This is a genomic window from Glutamicibacter sp. MNS18 (assembly GCF_026107515.2).
Taxonomy (GTDB): domain Bacteria; phylum Actinomycetota; class Actinomycetes; order Actinomycetales; family Micrococcaceae; genus Glutamicibacter.
On sequence record NZ_JAPCHW010000008.1, the window covers coordinates 91,272 to 111,851 of the forward strand.

The following is a 20,580-nucleotide window of genomic DNA, read 5'->3' on the forward strand; positions in this document are numbered from 1 at the left end:
GGAAGCCACGGGGAAAACCCTGGCGCTCGGGGCCCGATTCCGGCCCGGATCGTGGGGCGGCCGTCTTAATCGGCCACCGGTTTACAGCATGATCTGGCGGTTCTGGTCCTTGTACAGCAGGTAACGGAAGTTCGAGGGGCCACCGGCGTAGCAGGCCTGCGGGCAGAACGCGCGCAATGCCATGTAATCCCCGGCCTCAACTTCGACCCAGTCGTCATTCAACCGGTACACGGCCTTGCCTTCGAGCACGTACAGGCCGTGTTCCATCACATGGGTTTCGGCAAACGGGATCGAGGCACCCGGCTCGAAGGTCACGATATTGACCCCGAAGTCGAAGGCCACGTCATCCGGGTCCAGCATCCGGGTGGTGCGCCATTTGCCGTCGGTATCCGGCATCGCTCCGGGCTCGACATCACGTTCATTGCCGACCACCGGTCCAGGGGCCGCCACGCCCTCCAATGGTTCGTAGCGCTTGCGGATCCAATGGAAGGTCGCCACCTCGGCGGCGTTGTTGTTGGCGGTCCATTGCGCCCCGGCCGGCAGGTAGGCAAAGCCACCCTCGGTGAGGACGTGGGATTCGCCCTCGATATCCAGGGACAGTTCCCCGGCAACCACGAAGATGAAACCGGCAACTTCCTCCTGCGGCTCGGGCTTCTGCGAACCGCCTCCCGGGCCGACCTCCACGATCGACTGGGCGAAGGTGGTCGGGCCGCCGGCCACCGGCCGGTTCAGCACCCAGGCGCGGGTGTTGGTCCACTCGGGGAAGACACTGGTGACGATGTCACGCAGTACCCCGCGGGGGATCACGGTATAGGCCTCGGTGACGATTGCCCGGTCGGTGAGCAGGTCGGTCTGCGGCGGATGCCCGCCGTAGGTGGTGTAGTAAGGGTTCTTGGCGTTTGCTGGTGCAGTCATCGGGGTTTCCTTAGGCATGTGAACGGTTCAGGGCTAGGGCTTCGAGTTCGTCAAGGGAGATCTGGGCCAGGCTGGTGACCTCGTCCTCCTCCACGGCACCGCAGGCCAGGCCGCGGTGGATGTAGCGGGCCAGGGCCCGGGCGGTGGCCGGTTCGTCCATGATGGCCGACTCGATCTGGTGCACGTAGTTGCGCAATCGGGTGGTCGCTGCGGCCAGGTTCTCACGGAAGAAGGAGAAGGTGGCCAGGTAGCGGGTGGCCAGCTGGTTCTCGTGCAGGTCCCAGCCCTGGTAGATCCCGCGTTCCAGGTGACGGCGGACCAGCCGGGCGTGCAACGCCCAGGCTTCGGCCATGTTCTCCGGATCACCCGCGGGCAGGATGTTCGTTGATCCGTCCGAGAGCTCCACACCGGTACCGGCCACGGCGACCTGCAGCACGTCCTTGGCGAAGTCCGCGACCGGGTGCTCCATGGACTGGTAGGCCGCGGCGACACCCAACGAGGCGGAGTAGTCGTAGGTGCCGTAGTGCAGGGAGGACACCCGCCCCTGACCGGCCTGGATCAGCTGGGCCGCGGGCAGGGTGCCGTTGGCGGCCACGATCACCTGCGGTGTTTCGATCTGCACCTCGAAGCGCAGGCTGCCTTCGGGCAGGCCGTGGGCTTCTTCCAGTTTCCGGCTCAGCAGCACCATGGCCTCGACCTGGGCCACGGTGACCACCATGGGCAGGGTCAAGCGCAACCCTGCCGGCAACGGGCCATGGGTGACCAACCGGGAAATGAACAGGTCCAGGGTGCGCACACCACGGGCCCGGGTCGCAGCGTCGAAGCTCTTGAACCGGATGCCGATAAAGGCCGGGGCCTTGCCTGCGGCCACCGCGCCGGCGATCGCATCCGCTGCGGCCACCGCCGCAGCGTCCTCCTCGGCATCGGTGCGATGCCCGTACCCGTCCTCGAAATCCAACCGGAGGTCTTCGATCGGCTCCCCACGCAGCTTGGCGGCCACCAATGAACCGAGCCGTTCCGGTTCACGCAGCCCCAGGGTTGAGGCCAGTTCGGCCAGCCCCTCGGCTCCGCCCGCCGCGGCCAGCGCGTTGGCACCCCAACGTGGGGGTAGATCGGCCGTGTAGCGGTCGGCCGGGATGTATACGGTGTGCACCGGTTGGCGCGCCCCGGTATCCCCGGCATAGCTGGTGGACATCAGCTGGTCCGTGGCGGCCAGCTGCTGTTCCACGGCGGCGAGGGTCGCCTGATCGAAGACTCTGTTCATTATTTGCTCACGTATTCCTTATCCAGCAGTTCGTAGGCCGGCAGGGTCAGGAAGTCCTCGAAGTCTTCCTCCTTGCCGCTGGTCAATTTGCCGATCAGGTCGGCAGCGGGCTGGTAGTAGGCGGCGAAGCGGGCTTCGTCCTTGACCTCGCCACGCAGTCGCTCGACCTCCTCGGCCAGGATGCCCTTCACCAGGTCGGCAGTGATGGTGTTCCCGGTGTCGGCGGCCACCACCTCGTTGCGGATCTGCTGCCAGATCTGCGAACGCGAGATCTCCGCGGTGGCGGCATCCTCCATCAGGTTGTGGATGGCCACCGCGCCGTTGCCCGAGAGCCACACGGCGGTGTATGCCACGGCCACGTACAGGTTGGCGCGGACCCCGGCCTCGGTGACCTGGCCCGGGGCGCTGGGCACATCCAGCAGCTGCTCGGCAGTCACCTCGACCTCGGGGCGCTGCTTGTGGAGCTGGTTCGGCTTGTCCCCGAGCACCGAGTCGAAGACCTCCTGGCAGATGCCCACCAGGTCCGGGTGGGCCACCCAGGAGCCGTCGAATCCGTCATTGGCCTCACGGGTCTTGTCATCGCGGACCTTGGCGAAGGCCGCGGCGGTGACCTCGGGTTCCCGGCGGTTGGGGATGAAGGCGGCCATGCCGCCCATGGCGAAGGCCCCGCGTTTGTGGCAGGTCTTGACCAGTAGCTCGGTGTAGGCGCGCATCATCGGCGCGGTCATCGCCACATCGGCGCGGTCCGGCATGATGAAGTCGTCGCCGGCTTCACGGAAGGTCTTGATGATGGAGAACAGGTAGTCCCAACGCCCGGCATTCAGCCCCGAGACGTGGTCACGCAGCTCGTAGAGGAACTCGTCCATCTGGAAGGCGGCCGGGATGGTCTCGATGAGCATGGTGGCGCGCACGGTGCCGTAGTCGATGCCGAGCTGTTCCTGGGCGAAGGTGAAGATCTCGTTCCACAGGCGCACCTCCAGGTAGTGCTCCATCTTCGGCAGGTAGTAGAACGGGCCCTGGCCGGAAGCGGCGAGCACCTTGGCATTGTGGAAGAAGTGCAGACCGAAGTCCACCAGCGCGCCCACGGCAGGCTTGCCGTTGATCAGCACGTTGTTCTCGTTCAGGTGCCAACCGCGGGGGCGGACCACCACGACGGCCAACGGGGCGTCATCGCGCAACTGGTAGGTCTTGCCGTCCTCGGAGGTGAAGGACAGTTCGCCGCGGGCGGCGGCGGTAAGGTTGGCGACCGCGTCGATGACGTTGTCCCAGCTCGGGGTGGAGGCGTCTTCCAGGTCGGCCAGCCAGACCTTGGCCCCGGAGTTCAGCGCGTTGATGGCCATCTTGGCCGGCGAGGCCGGTCCGGTGATCTCCACCCGGCGATCACGAAGTGCCGCCGGCGCCTCGGCGACCTTCCAGTCGCCATTGCGGACCTGTTCGGTTTCCGGGTCGAAGTCGATGCGCTTGGCGGCCGAGTACCCGGTGCGGCGCTCGGCGCGGGCTGCGAGCAGGTCGTCACGGGTTCCGGCGAATCGCACGTGCAGCTGCTCAATGAATGCCAGCGCCTCATCGGTCAGGATGTTCTCGGCGTTTGGCACGTTCGGGATACGTGAGATGGAGATGGTCATGGTGCTCCTCATACCTTTTCTGTTGTGATTGCTCTCAATGCTTGTTCGCTGCCCTGACCACGGCGGCGGCCACGTCACCGGCCACCTTCGGGTCGAACACCGATGGGATGATGAATCCCGGATTGAGTTCTTCCTCGTCCACCCGTGCGGCAATCGCATCCGCAGCGGCCAGCAGCATGTCATCGGTGATATCCGATACCCCTGCATCCAGCAGCCCGCGGAAGAAGCCCGGGAAGGCCAAGACGTTGTTGATCTGGTTGGGGAAGTCGCTGCGGCCCGTGGCAACCACGGCCGCATGCTTCCCGGCAGCTGCCGGGTCCACTTCCGGATCGGGATTGGCCATGGCGAAAACGATGGCATCCTGGTTCATGGCTGCGATATCGTTCTCGTCCAGCACATTCGGGGCCGAGACGCCGATGAACACGTCCGAACCGGCCACCGCTTCCTTCAGCGAGCCGCTGAAGTTCTCCGGGTTGGTATTCTCGGCCAGCCAGCTGCGGTGCGCGTCGGTGTACTGCCCGTCGCGGTTGATCGCTCCGTCACGGCCGCAGGCGATGATGTTGGTGGCCCCACGGGCAGCCAACAGCTGGATGATCGCGTTGCCCGCGGCACCCACACCGGAGACCACGATGCGCACCTGGGACAGGGACTTGCCCACTACCAGCAGTGCGTTCTGCAGGGCGGCCAGGGTGACAATGGCGGTGCCGTGCTGGTCATCATGGAAGACCGGGATATCCAGTTCCTCGCGCAGCCGGGCCTCGATCTCGAAGCAGCGTGGGGCGGCGATGTCCTCCAGGTTCACTCCCCCGTAGACCGGGGCCAGCGCCTTGACGATCTTCACGATCTCGTCGCTGTCCTGGGTGTCCAGGCAGACCGGCCAGGCATCCACATCCGCGAACTGCTTGAACAGCGCGGCCTTGCCTTCCATGACCGGCAAAGCCGCGGCCGGACCGATATTGCCCAGCCCAAGCACCGCCGAGCCGTCGGTGACCACTGCGATGGTGTTGCGCTTGACGGTCAGGTTCCGCGCATCTGCGGGGTTCTCGGCGATGGCCATGCACACGCGGGCCACACCCGGGGTGTAGGCGCGGGAGAGGTCATCGCGGTTGCGCAGGGCGACCTTCGGCACCACTTCCAGCTTTCCGCCCAGGTGCATCAGGAAGGTGCGGTCCGAGACATTGCGGACATCCACGCCGTCCAGGCCCTCGAGTTCCTCGCGTACCCGCTGGCCGTGTTCCACATCGGTGGTGTTGCAGCTGACGTCCACCACCATGTAGGCGTGGTGCGATTCGGTGACGTCCAGCGCCGTAATGTCCCCACCGGCCCGACCTACTGCCGCGGCCAGTTCGCTGGTTGCGGTAATCGATGCTGGGGTCTGGACCCGCAGTGTGAGGGAATATCCCGGACTTGGTGCTGCCATGATCGCTCCTCGTGCTAAAAAAGTTTCCGTATAGTGGATATTAGTATCTGTAAAATGAAAACACAACCCATTTTTGTGGACTGGGACACAATTCTTTGTCGATAGCTTTTTCGGATCGTGGAATTACTGGCCTGTCTTCCGGTATTCTTACGAACAAGAACCCACTGAACAGTGCTGCAAATCCCCTGTCGACACTGTGGCGAGACTGTACTGCAGTCAGGCAAGGAGCAGAATATGACCGAGGTTAAGGCCAAGGCCACCGGCGGAGTGCAATCAGTTGAGCGCGCTTTCGAGTTGCTGGAGGTCATTGCCCGGGCCGGCGGCGAGGCCGCGCTCAGCGAGCTGGCGGCCGACACCCCGCTACCCTTGCCGACCATCCACCGGTTGCTGCGTACCTTGGTCGGCGTCGGCTATGTACGCCAGCTACCCAACCGCCGCTACTCCCTCGGCCCGCGGCTGATCCGCTTGGGCGAGGTGGCCAACCGCCAGCTCGGTGCCCTTGCCACCCCGAAGCTCAAGGAGCTGGTGGACCGGCTGGGAGAGAGCGCGAATATCGCGGTGCTCGACGGCGACATGGTCACCTACATTGCCCAGGTCCAGTCGAACCACTCCATGCGCATGGTCACCGAGGTGGGCCGCCGCGCCATGCTGCACTACTCGGGTGTGGGCAAGGCGATCCTGTCGGTTCTCGACGACGAACGCGTGCAGCGCCTGGTGGCCCAGGCGGGCATGCCCGCCAAGACCCCGAAGACCATCACCACCCTGGGCAAGCTGTTCACCGAGGTCGAAGCCGTGCGCGAACGGGGTTATGCGGTGGACGAGGAGGAGCAGGAACTGGGCGTACGTTGCTTCGCGGTTCCGGTTCCCGGCGCTCCCACCCCCATGGCCATCTCGGTGTCGGGCCCGGTAACCCGCGTGGATGCCGAGTTCGCCAAGCGTGCCGTTCCCGAGCTGCAGGCGGCTGCCGCCGAGCTCGGTCGCCAACTGGTCGCCGCGACTGAATAGCCCAGAAACCCTACCCCGGTCCGGGGTGCTCGGGAGCATGGAGACCTGTCACGGTTCATGCCCTGGTAGGGGCTTGTTTGTAAATGTGCATGACCAGGTTTGTAATTAATGGAATCTTGGCGCCTGCCGGAATCCTTGCAAACCAAGGGATCCAGGGGCCTTGTTTGTAATTGTTGGTCGGATGCTCTGTAATTGTTTCGGCTTTTACTGCGCGAACTGGGTTTCGTAAAGCTCGGTGTACCGGCCGCCCATATCCAGCAGTTCACGGTGGGTTCCACGTTCGGCGATCCGCCCCTCCTCGATCACCAGGATCAGGTCCGCGGACCTGATGGTCGACAGCCGGTGGGCAATGACCAGCGCGGTGCGGTTCTCCAACGCCTCAGTCAGCGCCGCCTGCACGGCCGCCTCGTTGGCCGAGTCCAGGGCCGCGGTCGCCTCGTCCAGAATGACCACCTGTGGTGCGGCCAGCAACAGCCGGGCAATGGTCATGCGCTGGCGTTCACCACCGGAGAGGCGGTAGCCGCGCTCACCCACCACGGTATCCAGGCCATCCGGTAGCGCGGTGATGGTCGGCTTCAGCCGGGCGCGTTCCAGGGCCTGCCAGATCTGCTCATCACTGACTTCGGGTCGCGCCAAACGCAGGTTGGAGCGGATCGTCTCGTGGAACAGGTGTCCGTCCTGGGTGACCATGGAGACGGTGGAGCGCAGGGATTCGAGCGTCAGCTGGCGGACGTCGACCCCGGCAAGTTCCACACTGCCCGCATCCACGTCATAGAGCCGAGCCAGCAGGGACGCGATGGTGGATTTGCCGGCCCCGGATGATCCCACCAGCGCCACCGTCGCCCCGGCCGGGACCTCGAAATCGATCCCGTGCAGCACCTGCTGGCCGCCACGGGTATCGAGCACCGATACGTCCTCCAGCGATGCCAGGGAGACCTTGTCCGCACTGGGATACGAGAAATCGACATTGGAGAACTTCACCGACACAGGGCCCGGCTTCGCTACCCGGGCATCCAGGGCATCGGTGATCAGCGGTTTCAGGTCCAGGATCTCGAAGACCCGGTCGAAGCTCACCAGCGCGCTGGTGATCTCCACCCGCGCATTGGCCAGCGCGGTCAGCGGCGCGTAGAGCCGGGTCAGCAGCATCCCCAGCACCACGACATCACCGGCGGCCAAGTCGCCGCGGACCGCGTACATGCCGCCCAGTCCGTAGACGACCGCCAGGGCCAGGGCCGCCACCAGGGTCAGGGTGGCCACGAAGTAGAACTGGCGCATCGCCACCTTCACACCAATATCCCGCACCCGCCGGGCACGCAGCGCGAACTGCTCGGACTCATCGGCGGGTCGGCCGAAGAGCTTGATCAGGGTGGCCCCGGGGGCCGAGAACCGTTCGGTCATCTGGGTGCCCATGGACGCGTTGAGATCCGCCGATTCCTTGCGCAACAGCGCCACCGAACGCCCGAAATGCCGGGCCGGCAACAGGAAGATGGGTAACAGCACCAGGGCCAGCAAGGTCACCTGCCACGAGGTGGAGAACATGACTCCGGCGGTCAGCAGCAGTGCCACGGTGTTGGACACCAGCCCGGACAGGGTTCCGGCGAATGCGGCCTGGGCACCGATGACGTCGTTGTTCAGCCGGCTGACCAGAGCACCGGTGCGGGTCCGGGCAAAAAACGCCACAGGCATCTTCTGGACATGGTCGAATACCGCGGTGCGCAGGTCGTAGATGATGCCTTCGCCCAGACGGGAGGAGAACCAGCGGACCACCACGGAGACCACCGCGTCCAGGACCGCGACCAGGGCGATCAGCAGGGCCACGTTGATGATGATCCGGATTCCGCTGCCGGCCACGATCTCATCCACCACCCGCCCGGCCAGTACCGGGGTGATGACCGCCAGGACGGCCGACACAATGGAGAAGAGCACAAAGACCAACAAGCGGGACTTGTAGCCGGCGGCAAATTCCAGTACCCGGCGTGGAGTGGTGGCCGCATAGGCCTTGCCCTTGTCGCCGGACATCTTCCACAATGAATGCCAGGCTGCGCTTTCCATGCTCATGGGTATAACTCGCGTTCCTGCTCAACGGTACGGTGGGACCAACTCGCCCAATAATCCCACCATGCCACTCCCAGATCTAGGTAGGCTCGGCTTAGGATCGGTGGCTGGGGATCGTCCACCGGTGCTGGCGGTCGCTGGAATGGGATTCCTATGGATCGGATAACCGCTTCAGACCTGCTGACCCGTGCCTTTGCGCGGGTCCCGCAGGATTTGCTCGGCCCCGTGACGTTCATCGGGCTGGAAGATGTTGCCGGGCACGGCTATGCACTGATCCAGCACGACCTGATCGGCGGGTTGATCGCCCACGTAGTCACCTTGGCTCCCGAGGTGGGTGAGTTCGGCTCGATCGAGAATGTGATCGAGAATCCGCATGGGTTCGAATTCGTTCCGCTGGTGGCCCAGCAGCTCGCCACCAGCCTGCGTGACGCCGGTGCCGGTGTCACCTACCAGAGCCAGGCGGTCAAGGCCGGTATCCCCGCAGGACTCGGTGCTGGCCACCGACCTGGAATTCGTTCACGAACCCGAATTCCTGCCGTACCAGGCGGTCTTCGCCGCACGGGAAGAGGACCAGGACGACTCGACCTGGGAAGTCCTGGAGGAGGTCTACCGCTCGCCTGCGGTCACCGAGGCTTATGAGAAGGAGAACCGGGGATTGGGAGTCATCAGCCAGGCATCGCATGATGACCTGTTGGATTACCAGCAACGAACCGAGGAGGTCCTGCAGACACGCTGAGCGCGACTAAGGGAAACCATCGAGCCGGTCCCGGCCTTAGCCGTCGGGACCGGCGTTCGCTGGCGCAATCAAGCTGCTCCGGCTTCCTGCGGAATCTTGATCCGGTCGCCACTGGATGAACCCAGCGGCCAGGAATTGTCGATGGCCGAAGCGTAGTCAAAAGCCTCGTCAAGGATCGCCCGCAACGACTCATCGGGGTATTCGGCCCAACGTTCCAACGCATGGTCGAGCAACGTCAGCGCAATGACAACTGCCGTCTGGGCCAGACGGACATTGGCGCAGAACGGTAGCAGGGCACGGACCAGCTCATCCTGCTGCTGGCGTCGGAGCTCTGCCCATCCGGCGCGCAATGATGGTGAGTCCCAGACCAGACGTATACCTCGAAGTGCCGCTTCCGGGTCATGTTCGGCAGCGCTGAGCGGGAACTCGAAGCTACGCCGCAACAATTCCAGCAGACTCTCACCAGGTAGCGATTCAAGGCCGGAGAACACCTCAGTCAGACGAGAACCCTGGGAACGCAATGCGGTAAGCACCGCATCCTCCTTGGACGCGAAGTACCTGAAGAAAGTGGCCTTGGATACGCCGGCTGCACGGGCAGCCCTCTCGGAGGTGACGTTCCGTAAACCCTCACGCACGAACAACGGGTAGACCTGCTCCGCCAGTTCGATCTTTATCTTCTCGCGGACCCGATCCCGCACTATGTTGGCCATGGAACCACTCTAGACCGATACACCGCACCAAATCTGAGAGACAGTCTCATTTCCCATGTCATAACGGAGTTTTGCCTGTAGGTACTACCGCGTCGAAGACAGCAGGACGGACTCCCACCAGCCGGTCTCAATGGTGCGGGGCACCAAGTAGGCCATGATCGACCCGGTGACATTGCCCCGGGACGGCTCCTATACGTAGAGTCAGGCAAGGGGGCAGCCAATGCCCCGATCCGCTTCGAAAGGAACCGGCACCCCATGAAGATCGCCATGGCCCAGGTGCTCAGCACCGAGAATCCACAACGCAATCTGGAGATCATCCGAGAGCTCTCCGGGCAGGCGGCCGAACAGGGGGGCCGTATCGTGGTGTTCCCCGAAGCCATGCAAATTGCCATGGGTAACGACCTACTCGAAGCAGCCGAACCGGTTGACGGACACTGGGCGAACTCGGTTCGGCAGATCGCGCGCGAATCGGACATCACCATTCTGGCCGGGATGTTCACACCGGGCGTGGGAAGAAGGCTTCGCAACACCCTGTTGGTGACCGGCCCCACTGTGGATACCAGCTACGACAAGATCCACCTCTACGACGCCTTCGGTTTCGCCGAATCCGACTCGGTGACCCCCGGCGAGCGCCCGGTGCAGTTCAGTATCGATGGGGTGAAATTCGGGGTGGCAACCTGCTATGACCTGCGCTTCCCGCGGTTGTTCACGCATCACGCCAACCATGGTGCCGTGGTGAACTTGGTCTGTGCCTCATGGGGTGCCGGCCCCGGGAAGGCCGAGCAATGGAGGACGCTGGCGGTGGCCCGGGCGTTGGATACCACTACCTTCGTGATCGCCGTGGATCAGGCGGATCCGGAATCCACCGGGGTCAGCGTCACCGGCACCGCGCCACTCGGGGTGGGTTTCTCCATTGCCGTTGACCCGCTGGGCCGGATATTGCATCAGGCAGGCATAGGCGAGGAATTGCAGGTGGTTGAGTTGGACCTGTCGCTGATCGACGAAGCCCGCGAGAAATTGCCGGTACTGGCCAACGCACGGGACCTTTAGTCGGCCACCCGCCGGACCAGACAATCGCATCCGACGACTATCGGCGCAGTAGGCTGACAGGGTGTGGATTCTGATCATCGAGGACGAGGCGACCCTCGCCAAGGCCCTGCGCCACGGACTAACGGCCGAGGGGTATTCGGTTGAGGTATGCCACGACGGGGTGAGCGGATACGAGTTCACCCGTCGCGGCAATTTTGATGCCATCGTCCTGGACCTGATGCTGCCCGGCATGAACGGGTACAAGATCCTCGAATCCCTGCGTCAACAGGGGAACACGACACCGGTGCTGGTATTGACCGCGAAGTCGGGGCAATACGACCAGGTCGATGCCCTGGATCTGGGTGCCGATGACTACCTGGTCAAGCCTTTCCCGTTTCCGGTGCTCCTGGCCCGGCTCCGTGCACTGGTCCGTCGTGCTACGCCAGGGGACCTCCTCCAGCTGACGGTCGATGGGTTGATCCTGCACCGAATGAAACGCCGTGCCCTGGTCGAGGATCTTGACCTGCGCCTGACGGATCTGGAGTTCGGGATCCTTGAAGCCCTGGCACTGCACCCGGAGGAACCAGTAAGCCGCGAGGAGATTACGGGTCATGCCTGGGCCGAGGGCGGAGGAACCCCCAACTCACTTGATGTGCGTATCGCGGCCCTGCGGCGGAAGCTGGAGAGCACCGGAACCCGATTGGCCATCGAGACGGTGCGCGGCACCGGATACCGGTTGGTGCGTCGCAGGATGACCAACTCTATGGACCCACGCCCGTGAGCCCGGCTACCCAAGGTCAGCCCCGCAGTAAGTGGCGGGCACGTTCGCTATTCGCCCTGTCCATACGCTGGAAAATCACCCTCGCCACCATGGCGGCCATGACATTGCTTCTGTCTCTGCTCGGCATCGGATCGTACAGGTACGCAGCTAATGCCCAACAAACCTCGCTGATCCAAGCCGCAAATTCACAGTTTAACGTCATCAGGATGTCCCTGGAACAAGGGACTATTCCGGAGGGCAGTCACTCCGTTTCCGGTACTCCCATAGAAGTCTCCGTCGGCAACAAGACGATAATCGCCGATCCCATGATTTCCAGCCTGGGTTGGAATCACACCCTGGGTTCCGTCATGCCAGGCCCCCACCGGTCTGACGGCGACGACGCAGGAATCGGTGTCGTAGACCAATTTCCGATCACGACGACGAAGTCTTGGCATCCATGGGCCAACCGGAATTTCGACATTGCCTACATGGATATCCCGTCCGACCACGTTGGTCTGGATCTCGATGCAGGGCAAACTGTTGTGCGGATCGCCGCGGTGATACATGATGCCACCTCGGAACAGCTGCTGAAGTTTCTGCGCCTTGCCCTGTTTATTGCCATTCCCGTAACGGTAGCGCTGGTCGGGTCCGTTGCCTACGTTGCCGTTTCGTTCTCCCTGCGCCCGGTAGATCGGATCCGGCGCAAGCTCAAGGAGGTCACGGCAGCGAATTTGGGTCAACGGCTGTTTGTCCCGAGGACCGGGGATGAGATCCAGGCCTTGGCCGAGGAAGGCAACGCCGCCCTTGAGCGGCTGGAAATCGCCGAACACAGCCAGCAGCAGTTCATCACCAATGCCGCCCACGACCTGCGCAGCCCGCTGGCTTCACTGTACTCAACCCTTGAAATCGCACGGTTGTACCCGGATTCCCAAAACACCGAGCAAACCCTGGCGGACGCCGAACAACAGGTCAAGCGCCTGATGGCCCTGGCCGAACAACTCTTGGAAATCGAGCAGCTCAACTCGCTGAAGAGCACCGGACTCCATGAGATCGACACCCAGCGGCTGGTCACCGCCGTCGTTGAATTGCATTCCACCCCGGTGCCGGTCACGGTCCACATCAAGGACGATCTGCCGCAACTGGTCGGTATCGGGGTCGATCAACGACTGTTCGGCTCAGCGCTGTCCAATCTGCTCTCCAACGCCCAACGCCACGCCAGATCCACCATCAACCTCCATCTTGCCTACCAAGGCCCCATCACGGCGTCCCCGGATTCGTGTCCCCGGGGCACGATGCTGGTGGCCGTGGCCAATGATGGTCCCCCGATCGCCGAGCAGGATCGGGACCGCATTTTCGAGCGGTTCACCCGTCTCGATGAGGCACGTTCCGCGTCTCAGGGTGGAAGCGGCCTGGGTCTGGCACTCACCGCGCAGATCATGGCGGCGGCCGGTGGCGACGTACAGGTCACCCAGGAGTCCGGCATGACGGTCTTCCGGCTGCGTTTCCCGGCCACGGAAACTTCCACGCAGCGTACCTGACGGTGCCGTCGGGTTCAGTCAGCTTCCACTGCACCGGCCACGGCAAAGTACCTACCACCCGTACTTTTCCTCACTGTCCAGGGAGCTGCCCTCGTGTCGGATACACGCAAATCCCGAACCCAACACCGGTTCGGCATCTGCAAGATTGCTTGGCTGGCGGCAACTGCGGTGGTTATTGCCATGGCCCTCGTCCTCCATCTGGCGGTGCTCTCCACAGTTGATCCGGTGGATTTCCTGGTCTACCGCTACGCGGTGATCGGCGTCTTCGACGGTGTGGACCTGTATGCCGCCAACCTGGTTGGTCCGATGATGCCCGACGGCGGGTTGCCCTACACCTACACCCCGTTCGGCGTCCTTGCCCTGCTGCCGACCGCGTTGTTAGGCCCTTGGAGCGCCTTCGCCGTGTGGTCGCTGCTGACCCTGACGGGTTTCGTCTGGAGCATGTGGCAAGTGATCCCGCAGGATCGGCGCCGCCCATGGTTGCTCCCGGTGTTGGCAGCTGTCGCCAGTGCCACCAGCGTCGTTGCCCACCATCTGCACTTCGGCCAGGTCAACGTGTTCCTCATGATTATGGTGATCTGGGACCTGACCCGCTCGAGGTCCTCGGTAATCAGCCGGCGTCTGCCCCGTGGCGTATTGGTCGGTATGGCTGCGGCCATCAAGCTGACCCCGGGCCTGTTCATGGTGTTTTTCCTTCTCACCCGGCAGTGGCGGCTCTTCTGGGCCTCCACCGTGTCATTCATCGCCTGCACGTCGTTGGCGGGACTCCTGTTTCCGACCATGAGCTGGCGGTTCTTCAGCGACACCTTGTGGAGCCTGGGAACCCGGGTGAGCCTCACAGGGGATTTGGGGACCTCGGGCAACAACTCGATCACCGGATTGTTCACTGCCCTCGGCGGTATTCCCAAACCGTTGATACTTGCCGCGCTCGTCGTGGCCGCGGTGTACATCCTGGGCGCGGCGGGCAAGACTCATTGGCGCGGTGAACACACTGCGGCCTGGTTGATAATCGGGGTCGGTGCCCCACTGCTCTCACCGGTGAGCTGGATCCACCATTGGGTGTACCTGCTTCCGGCCCTGTGCTATCTGGTGGGAACCCGCCGTTTCCATCGCATGTCAATGGTCGGGATAGTCTTGCCGGGGCTGTTGCTGTTGGTCGGCCCGGAAGCCGGGCAGTGGCTGTTTTCCACGGCCCCCTCGTGGTTGTGGCCGGCCGCGGCAATCCTGCGTCAATCCCTGATGGTCGCCTCAGTGGCCGTGATCTTCTGGCTGCAGCGGACCCAGCCCTGTCACAGGCTCCGGCCCAAAGCACGTGAAGACCGCGACCCCCGGTCGCGGTCTTCACGTGCTCATCCGTTTCTTCCCACGCCGGCCAGTGGCGACGATAGTGTCACCGTGGACGGTAAGCCGTTGCCTGTGTCCCCTCGGGTGATGGCCTAGCCCAGTTATTTCATGGCGGTGCACGTAATTAACCGTCGTTAACAAGGAAAAGGTGACCTGAACTGGGAAAATAGAGGTGTTGAAACTATATCTACCTGGTTCGAAAGGGTCACCTTTTCAGTGAACAACCTTACCCGCCTTTCCCTGCCATCCCAACCGTGACGACCAACCAGAACCTGGTCAGCCATGCCGGACTCACCACCCTGACCGGGCTACTGAACAGCGTGGAATTCAAACACCTGAGCGAAGACAGGTTCTCCCAGTTCGCGCCGGCCACGGCCACACACCGGGCAGGGAAAATGATCGCGGACTTGTGCCTGATGCTCGCCGCCGGCGGCCAGCAAGTCAGCGACCTGGACCAGCTACGCACCAACGATGAGGTGTTCGGCCCGATCGCCTCCGAGGCAACGCTCAGCCGGTTCTTCGCACGCATCGCCGAACACCCCGGGGCCTTCGACTACGCGTTCGCCACGATGCAACGCGAAGTCCGCTCCCGGCTATGGGCCGCCGCAGGGGGCCGCAACCCCGCCTTGAAGGCCAGCAGGAAGAACCCGCTGGTCATCGATATTGATGCCTCCCTAGTCCATGTGCACTCCGACAAGGAGAAAGCTGCCGGAACCTACAAGCGCGGGTACGGGTTCGCACCGAGGAATCGCGATGATTGATTACGGCAAGGGCTGCGGTACCGGCGAGGTGCTCGCCGTGCGACTGCGCCCGGGCAACAAGGGCGCCAATAGCGCCGCTGACCACATCAGCATCCTTCATGAGGCACTGGCCCAGCTACCGGACCAGTTCTACGACCAGAACGGGGAGCTGATCGGTGAGAAGATCCTGGTACGCACCGACAGCGCCGGGGCCTCACGCCAGTTCCTGAAGCACCTGCACGACCTGGGAATCCAGTTCTCCACCTCCTACGCGTTACCGGTCATCAACGAACGCTATATCCGGTGGATCAACGAAAAGAAATTATGGGAACCAGCGCTCACCGCGGACGGTGAACTGCGCCAGGACGCGTGGGTCATCGACGCATCCAAGGTGATCGGGCTGAAGAACTACCCGCCGGGAACCAGGATCTACCTTCGGGCCGAACCCCTGCACCCCGGGGCGAAAGCCTCGCTATTCGATACGGAGGGGAATCGGATCACCGCGTTCCTGACGAACTCGCCACGCTACAACCCGCAGTTCCTGGACGTACGCCACCGGGCGCGGGGCCGCTGTGAGAACCGGATCAAAACGCTCAAGGCCGCTGGATTGGGTAAGCTGCCCTTCACCTCGTTCGCCTCGAACCAGGCATGGGCGATGTTGGCGATGTTCACCATGAACCTGGTCTCCTGGTTGCAGATGACCGTGTTACCGGCCGGGCATGTGGCCAGCAGTTGGGACCTGAAACGATGGCGGTACCGGGTCTGGTCCCTGGCAGGGAAACTGGTGACCAGCGGCCGGCAAACCCGGTTGCTGATCAACCACACGACACCGGAAACCGGTCTGGTGCTACTGATCAATGAGAACCTCAGCTTGATGCATCAGCGGTGGCGGGAGGGGCAGCTCGCTGCCTGATACCACCGGTAGCGTCCATCATCAGAACGAGAGCAAGGAAGAACCCGACCGGTGCGTGGAGACCGGCGCTCACACCAGCGCATGGCGCCACTTGGTACACCCGAAAATGCTCAACCCCGCCGGGGCACGATCTGATCGTGCACCAGGCAGGGGTACTACACCACCATGAAAAATCTGGGTTAAGTGGACCACTGCCGGTGGATGTCGTGGTACCCAGCTATGGATTTACGGTATGGGATGCCCTAAAGTTTTCCTGTACGCAATTGTAAGGACATTCGCACATAATCACCGCTGTTGACTTCCGGTGCTTCCAAACCCGTGAGAAGGATACCCATGCCCAAGCTATCCATGAATGTCACCACCACGTTCTACGGCAACGTCGCTAATGACATTGCCACGGCGAAGGCCGCGGGCTTCGGTGGCATTGAATTGCAAAGCCCCAAACTGTACCGCTACCTGGATGCCGGGTATTCGGTGCACAACTTGCCTCCGCTGTTGCAGGGGCTGGACGTCACCGGGATTGGCGCGGTGCTGGACCTGGAGCGCCAGGGTAGCGCCCGCGATGAGTTCCTTTCCGAGGTGGAACGCATGGCGCAGATCGCCACAGTTCTTGGAGCGCCCATCCTCCAGCTGTGTACCGGACCGGTCAACTGGAATGTGGTCAAGGACTTCAAGTCCGGGACCTTGGAGGCGAGCGACCCGCGCTACCGTGGCACCCTGGGGCTGGCCGAATCCGCGGCCATCGATGTCGCGGCCAGCAATGTCGCAGACGCGGCGGTAATCGCCGCGGCCCATGGTCTGGACCTTTATCTGGAGCCGCTGGCCTGGTCGAATATCAATCGCTGCGCCCAGGCCTTGGAGATCATCGAACGTTCGGGGCGCGAAAACGTTGGTATCGCACTGGACACCTGGCACTTCTGGTCGGTGGGCGACACCCTTGAAGAGGTCGCCGCACTACCCAAGGAACTCATCAAGACCGTGCACATTTCCGACGGACTGGATCTCGACCGGCAGAACGATATACCCACTCAGGATGTCCACCGCAACGTGGTCATCGGTGGCGGTGCCATCCCGTTGCAGGAATGGGTCGATGCGGTGAAATCCACCGGCTACGACGGGTGGTGGGTCTCGGAGATGTTCTCCGACAAGGCCAACGAACACGATTTCCTCAAGGTCGCGAGCACCATGCGCAACCTACTGGACATCCTGGTTTCCTAGTTGCCGCCCACCCCAAGGAGCTTTCCATGCAACGCTTTGCACTGATCGGTGCCGGGTTTATTGGCTCAATCCATGCCCGGAACCTTGCCGCCAACCCGGACGTTGACTTCAGCCTCGTCTACGACGTGGATCAGGAGAGCGCAGAATCCCTCGCCCACGCCCACGGCGCCCGCGCCGCGCGCAGCCTGGATGAGGTGTTCGACTCTAGAAGTATTGACGCAGTGTTCATCGCTTCTTCCACCAACACGCACGCCGCCAACCTGCGCCGCGCGGCCGCGAGCGGAATCGCCGCCCTGGTGGAAAAGCCCATCGACATAGACCTGCGGCAAGCCCGGGACACCGTAGCCGCCGTTGAACGGGCAGGTATTCGTGCGATGGTGAATTTCAACCGGCGCTTCGACCGCGACCATTCACGACTCAAGGCGCTGGTTGAGGCCGGTAACTTGGGACCGCTATACCTGCTCCAGCTCACTTCCCGTGGACCAGCCCTGCCACCGCTGGATTACTTGAAGGTGTCCGGCGGCCAGATGCGTGATCAGACCGTACACTTTTTTGATCTGGCCCGATGGATCCACGGGTCTGATCCGCAGGAAGTATTCGTGGCCGGAGCCGCCCTAACCGATCCCCGCGTGGCACAGCTCGGGGATGTCGACACCTCAGCGGCAACCCTGCGCTTTGCTTCCGGGGCACTGGCACAAATCGACAGTGTGCGGCACACCGGGTATGGATACGACGAACGAATCGAGGTTTTGGGTGCCGACGGTATGGCCGAATCCGGTCGTTTGCGCGCCGGCAATATCACCGTGTTCCGGGGCGCCCACTCGCGTGCCGATGGGCTGCACGTCAACTGGTTCGAAAGGGTGCAACCTACCTACGCGTTGGCCCTGCAGGGATTCGTTGACGCACTTGAACGCGACACGGACGTGCCGGTACCCCTGCGCGATGGCCTCAAGGCCCAGGCCATCGCCGAGGCGGCCACCCGCTCGTTGAGCAGTGGGCGCAGCGAGCGGATCGACTACGGGTCCGAAAGCTGAACACAGCTCACTGCAGATGGGACCCAGTGCACGGAATGCACCGGGTCCCATCCCGGCAAAGGCTATCTGATCCCCTCCTGGGCAAAGCGCAGGATATCCGCAGCATTGCTCGAGTCGACGATGGCCGGGCCGGTCAGGATATTCTTCCCACCACCGATTTCGAATCCACCACGATGGTTCTGCCACAGGGCGTCAACGGCGAGATATCCCTGCAGCCACGGCTGCTGGTCCACCGTGAACAGGATTGTTTCATCCACGATCCCCTGGGCCAGCTCGGAGTTCAGGTCGAAGGAGGCGATGGCCGCGTCGCTGCCGGTTTCGGATTTGGAGGTTGCGGCAGTCAACGCGATCGGTGCATCGAGTGCCACCAGCGCATCCGCACTTTGGGTGGCCTGCAGTTTGGCGGTAATCGTTGAAGCCACCTGGGTCATGTCGGTGCCTTGCACGTAGAGGTTCTCGGTGGCCGGAATAATCTCCTTGACACCTTCGCACCTGGCCTCCAGCCCCACATTGCCCTGCTCGTGGATGACGCAGATCGGTGAGGTCTTGCCCTCCTCCTTAAGCCGTTCGCCCACGGCTTCCCCGGCCAGCTTTTCATCGCTACCGAAATGGGCAAAGGCTCCCATTGCCGCCGATACCTCGCCTCCGGAGTTGATCGACACCAACGGAATACCGGCTTCTTCGGCCTTGCCCAGGACCTCTTCCAGGGCCCCGGGCTTGGCCAGGGTCACGATGATCCCGTCAACACCCTGCACCACGTACTGCTCCACCAGCTGGGCCTGGCGCCCTGCTTCAGGATCCGAACTGTAGATCAGCTCAACGTTGTCCTTGGCTGCCGCTTCCTCGGCACCTCGCCGGATGGTGTCCCAGAAGGTATTTCCCGGAGCACTGTGGGTAATCATCGCGACCTTGATCGGATCGGTTGCGGCAACCTGTCCCGCGGGCAGGTCCTCTTCCGCTACTTGCCGGCCGCCCTGTGACGAGCACCCGGTCAGCACCAGCGCTCCGGCGAGCGCCACCCCGGCAAAGCGCGAACCCCTTGAATCGAACCAACGCATGTTGTCCTCCCTCGTTCCGGTTCCGGCTAGCTATGGGCCACAAGGCCCTTGACGGCAACGGATTCCTTGCGCTGATGCGACTCAAAAGCGGCACCAACAACATTCATCATCCGCGCGGCGGTTTCGAAATCGGTGCTCATCGGCTCTGCATCGCGCACGCAGCGCACGAACTCCTGGATCTCGGCCACAAAGGCCTCGGCATATCCGGTGCCGACTCCGGCACCGGGCATCGCGGCCACATCGTTGAAGTACGGGTGGCTGGGGCCGGTGTAGACGGTGCGTGGACCGTTGTACACCCCGTCGGCATCGGCCTTGAAGATCTGGAATTCGCCGCCACGGATGGAGTCGAAGGTGATGCTTCCGGCATCCCCGAACAGCTCAACGCCCAGGGAGTTCGGCACGCCCTGGGCGATGCGGCTCAGCTGCACATGACCGAGGACACCGTTCTCCAGTCCCAGGGTCAGCAGCGCCACGTCGTCATTGGTCACCTCACCGAGCTGGCCAGTAACCGCCCCGCCATGGCCCACTGCTCCGGCGGCCGCGAGCGGGCGCTGCTTGATAACGGTGTTCAGCATCGCATTGTGCACCTCGCTGATGTGCCCGGCCACGAATTCAACCGCATCCAGCGCATGCGCCCCGATATCCAGCAGGGCTCCGCCACCGGATTCTTCCTGGGAGTATCGCCAGGTCAGGGCACCGTCGAGGTTCGCGGCATAGTCGGCATTGTACCACGCTCGTACGGTGTGCGCGGTGCCGATCAGCCCCTCGCTCACGGCGGCCGCCACGGCTGCCAGGCCGGGAAGACGGCGGAAGGAGAAACCGACCCCGGTCACCGCGTCGCTGCCCTGCGCAAGCTGCGCCAGGCTGGTGGCTTCCTGCGGGGTGCGGCCAATGGGCTTTTCGGCGAACAAATGCTTGCCGCTGGCCAGCACCTTCGGTAGCACCTGGGCGTGCAGGAAGTTGGGAAGGGCGACGCTGATGATGTCAACATCCGAATTGATCAGCTCATCGATGTCGGCGGTGGCCTGCTGGAAACCGAAGCGGCGGGCCACCGATTCGGCCAGCTGCAGATTCGGGTCCGCAATGCAGACCAGTTCAAGATCCACCGGTTCGCTGCCGCGAACCATCATGGCGTTGCGGAAGCCGAAGGCGTGGGCCTGGCCGGCCATTCCGGCACCGATGATTCCGACGCGCAGTGCTTTGTTGTTCATTGGTT

General features: G+C 63.1%; 17 protein-coding genes and 1 pseudogene. 9 read left to right on the forward strand and 9 right to left on the reverse strand.

What is annotated here, in order from left to right; genetic code table 11:
• Positions 1-81: 81 nt before the first annotated feature.
• Genes OK351_RS12655 through OK351_RS12670 form a run of 4 tightly spaced genes read right to left on the reverse strand, consistent with a single transcriptional unit; the run spans position 82 to position 5,224 of the window.
• Positions 82-915: a bifunctional allantoicase/(S)-ureidoglycine aminohydrolase gene (locus OK351_RS12655; RefSeq protein ID WP_265159478.1), complete on the reverse strand. Its 834-nt coding sequence runs from the start codon at positions 913-915 to the stop codon at positions 82-84.
• Positions 916-925: 10 nt separating this feature from the next.
• Complete coding sequence (locus OK351_RS12660) at positions 926-2,179, reverse strand: DUF6986 family protein (protein WP_265159481.1); 1,254 nt, start codon at positions 2,177-2,179, stop codon at positions 926-928.
• Positions 2,179-3,804, reverse strand: a complete 1,626-nt coding sequence (gene aceB, locus OK351_RS12665; protein ID WP_265159483.1) for a malate synthase A — start codon at positions 3,802-3,804, stop codon at positions 2,179-2,181. Before aceB ends, OK351_RS12660 begins: the two co-directional genes overlap by 1 nt.
• Positions 3,805-3,838: 34 nt before the next feature.
• Positions 3,839-5,224 carry an NAD-dependent malic enzyme gene (locus tag OK351_RS12670; protein ID WP_265159485.1) on the reverse strand — a complete coding sequence of 462 codons (1,386 nt, stop codon included), beginning with the start codon at positions 5,222-5,224 and terminating at the stop codon, positions 3,839-3,841.
• 234 nt (positions 5,225-5,458) lie between these two features.
• Here OK351_RS12670 and OK351_RS12675 point away from each other — a divergent pair, with 234 nt between their 5' ends.
• Positions 5,459-6,229 (forward strand): IclR family transcriptional regulator, encoded by a 771-nt coding sequence (locus tag OK351_RS12675; RefSeq protein ID WP_265159487.1) that lies wholly within the window; start codon positions 5,459-5,461, stop codon positions 6,227-6,229.
• A 204-nt stretch (positions 6,230-6,433) separates the two neighbouring features.
• On the opposite strand, the gene OK351_RS12680 is transcribed toward OK351_RS12675, so the two are convergent.
• A complete protein-coding gene (locus OK351_RS12680) occupies positions 6,434-8,287 on the reverse strand; it encodes an ABC transporter ATP-binding protein (RefSeq protein ID WP_265159489.1) in 1,854 nt (617 codons plus the stop codon).
• A 168-nt stretch (positions 8,288-8,455) separates the two neighbouring features.
• Positions 8,456-8,785 carry a hypothetical protein gene (locus OK351_RS12685; RefSeq protein ID WP_265159491.1) on the reverse strand — a complete coding sequence of 110 codons (330 nt, stop codon included), beginning with the start codon at positions 8,783-8,785 and terminating at the stop codon, positions 8,456-8,458.
• On the opposite strand from OK351_RS12685, the gene OK351_RS12690 reads away from it, so the two are divergent.
• The gene (locus OK351_RS12690; protein WP_265159493.1) at positions 8,775-9,020 is read left to right on the forward strand and encodes a MetQ/NlpA family ABC transporter substrate-binding protein; all 246 of its coding nucleotides are present in this window, start codon (positions 8,775-8,777) and stop codon (positions 9,018-9,020) included. The two genes, OK351_RS12685 and OK351_RS12690, sit on opposite strands and share 11 nt — an antisense overlap.
• A 68-nt stretch (positions 9,021-9,088) precedes the next feature.
• Here OK351_RS12690 and OK351_RS12695 read toward each other — a convergent pair whose 3' ends face one another.
• On the reverse strand, positions 9,089-9,730 hold the full coding sequence (locus OK351_RS12695; protein ID WP_265159495.1) for a TetR/AcrR family transcriptional regulator: 642 nt from the start codon (positions 9,728-9,730) through the stop codon (positions 9,089-9,091).
• 255 nt (positions 9,731-9,985) lie between these two features.
• Between OK351_RS12695 and OK351_RS12700 the strand changes: the two genes are divergently transcribed.
• The 7 genes and pseudogenes from OK351_RS12700 to OK351_RS12730 all read left to right on the forward strand — a co-directional run bounded on the left by OK351_RS12700 (position 9,986) and on the right by OK351_RS12730 (position 18,306).
• Complete coding sequence (locus OK351_RS12700) at positions 9,986-10,780, forward strand: carbon-nitrogen hydrolase family protein (protein WP_265159497.1); 795 nt, start codon at positions 9,986-9,988, stop codon at positions 10,778-10,780.
• A 61-nt stretch (positions 10,781-10,841) separates the two neighbouring features.
• The gene (locus OK351_RS12705) at positions 10,842-11,540 is read left to right on the forward strand and encodes a response regulator transcription factor (protein WP_265159499.1); all 699 of its coding nucleotides are present in this window, start codon (positions 10,842-10,844) and stop codon (positions 11,538-11,540) included.
• 467 nt (positions 11,541-12,007) lie between these two features.
• Positions 12,008-13,057 (forward strand): HAMP domain-containing histidine kinase, encoded by a 1,050-nt coding sequence (locus tag OK351_RS12710; protein ID WP_265159501.1) that lies wholly within the window; start codon positions 12,008-12,010, stop codon positions 13,055-13,057.
• 180 nt (positions 13,058-13,237) lie between these two features.
• Positions 13,238-14,497 carry a glycosyltransferase family 87 protein gene (locus OK351_RS12715; RefSeq protein ID WP_265159503.1) on the forward strand — a complete coding sequence of 420 codons (1,260 nt, stop codon included), beginning with the start codon at positions 13,238-13,240 and terminating at the stop codon, positions 14,495-14,497.
• Between the two features lie 158 nt (positions 14,498-14,655).
• Positions 14,656-16,054 (forward strand): annotated as a pseudogene (locus OK351_RS12720) (IS1380 family transposase).
• 333 nt (positions 16,055-16,387) lie between these two features.
• The gene (locus tag OK351_RS12725) at positions 16,388-17,272 is read left to right on the forward strand and encodes a sugar phosphate isomerase/epimerase family protein (protein ID WP_265159505.1); all 885 of its coding nucleotides are present in this window, start codon (positions 16,388-16,390) and stop codon (positions 17,270-17,272) included.
• A gap of 26 nt (positions 17,273-17,298) precedes the next feature.
• Positions 17,299-18,306: a Gfo/Idh/MocA family protein gene (locus OK351_RS12730; RefSeq protein ID WP_265159507.1), complete on the forward strand. Its 1,008-nt coding sequence runs from the start codon at positions 17,299-17,301 to the stop codon at positions 18,304-18,306.
• A 62-nt stretch (positions 18,307-18,368) separates the two neighbouring features.
• On the opposite strand, the gene OK351_RS12735 is transcribed toward OK351_RS12730, so the two are convergent.
• Positions 18,369-19,364, reverse strand: a complete 996-nt coding sequence (locus OK351_RS12735) for a substrate-binding domain-containing protein (RefSeq protein WP_265159509.1) — start codon at positions 19,362-19,364, stop codon at positions 18,369-18,371.
• A gap of 26 nt (positions 19,365-19,390) precedes the next feature.
• Entirely contained in the window at positions 19,391-20,575 is a 1,185-nt protein-coding gene (locus tag OK351_RS12740) for a Gfo/Idh/MocA family protein (protein WP_265159511.1), read from the reverse strand.
• Positions 20,576-20,580 lie beyond the last annotated feature (5 nt).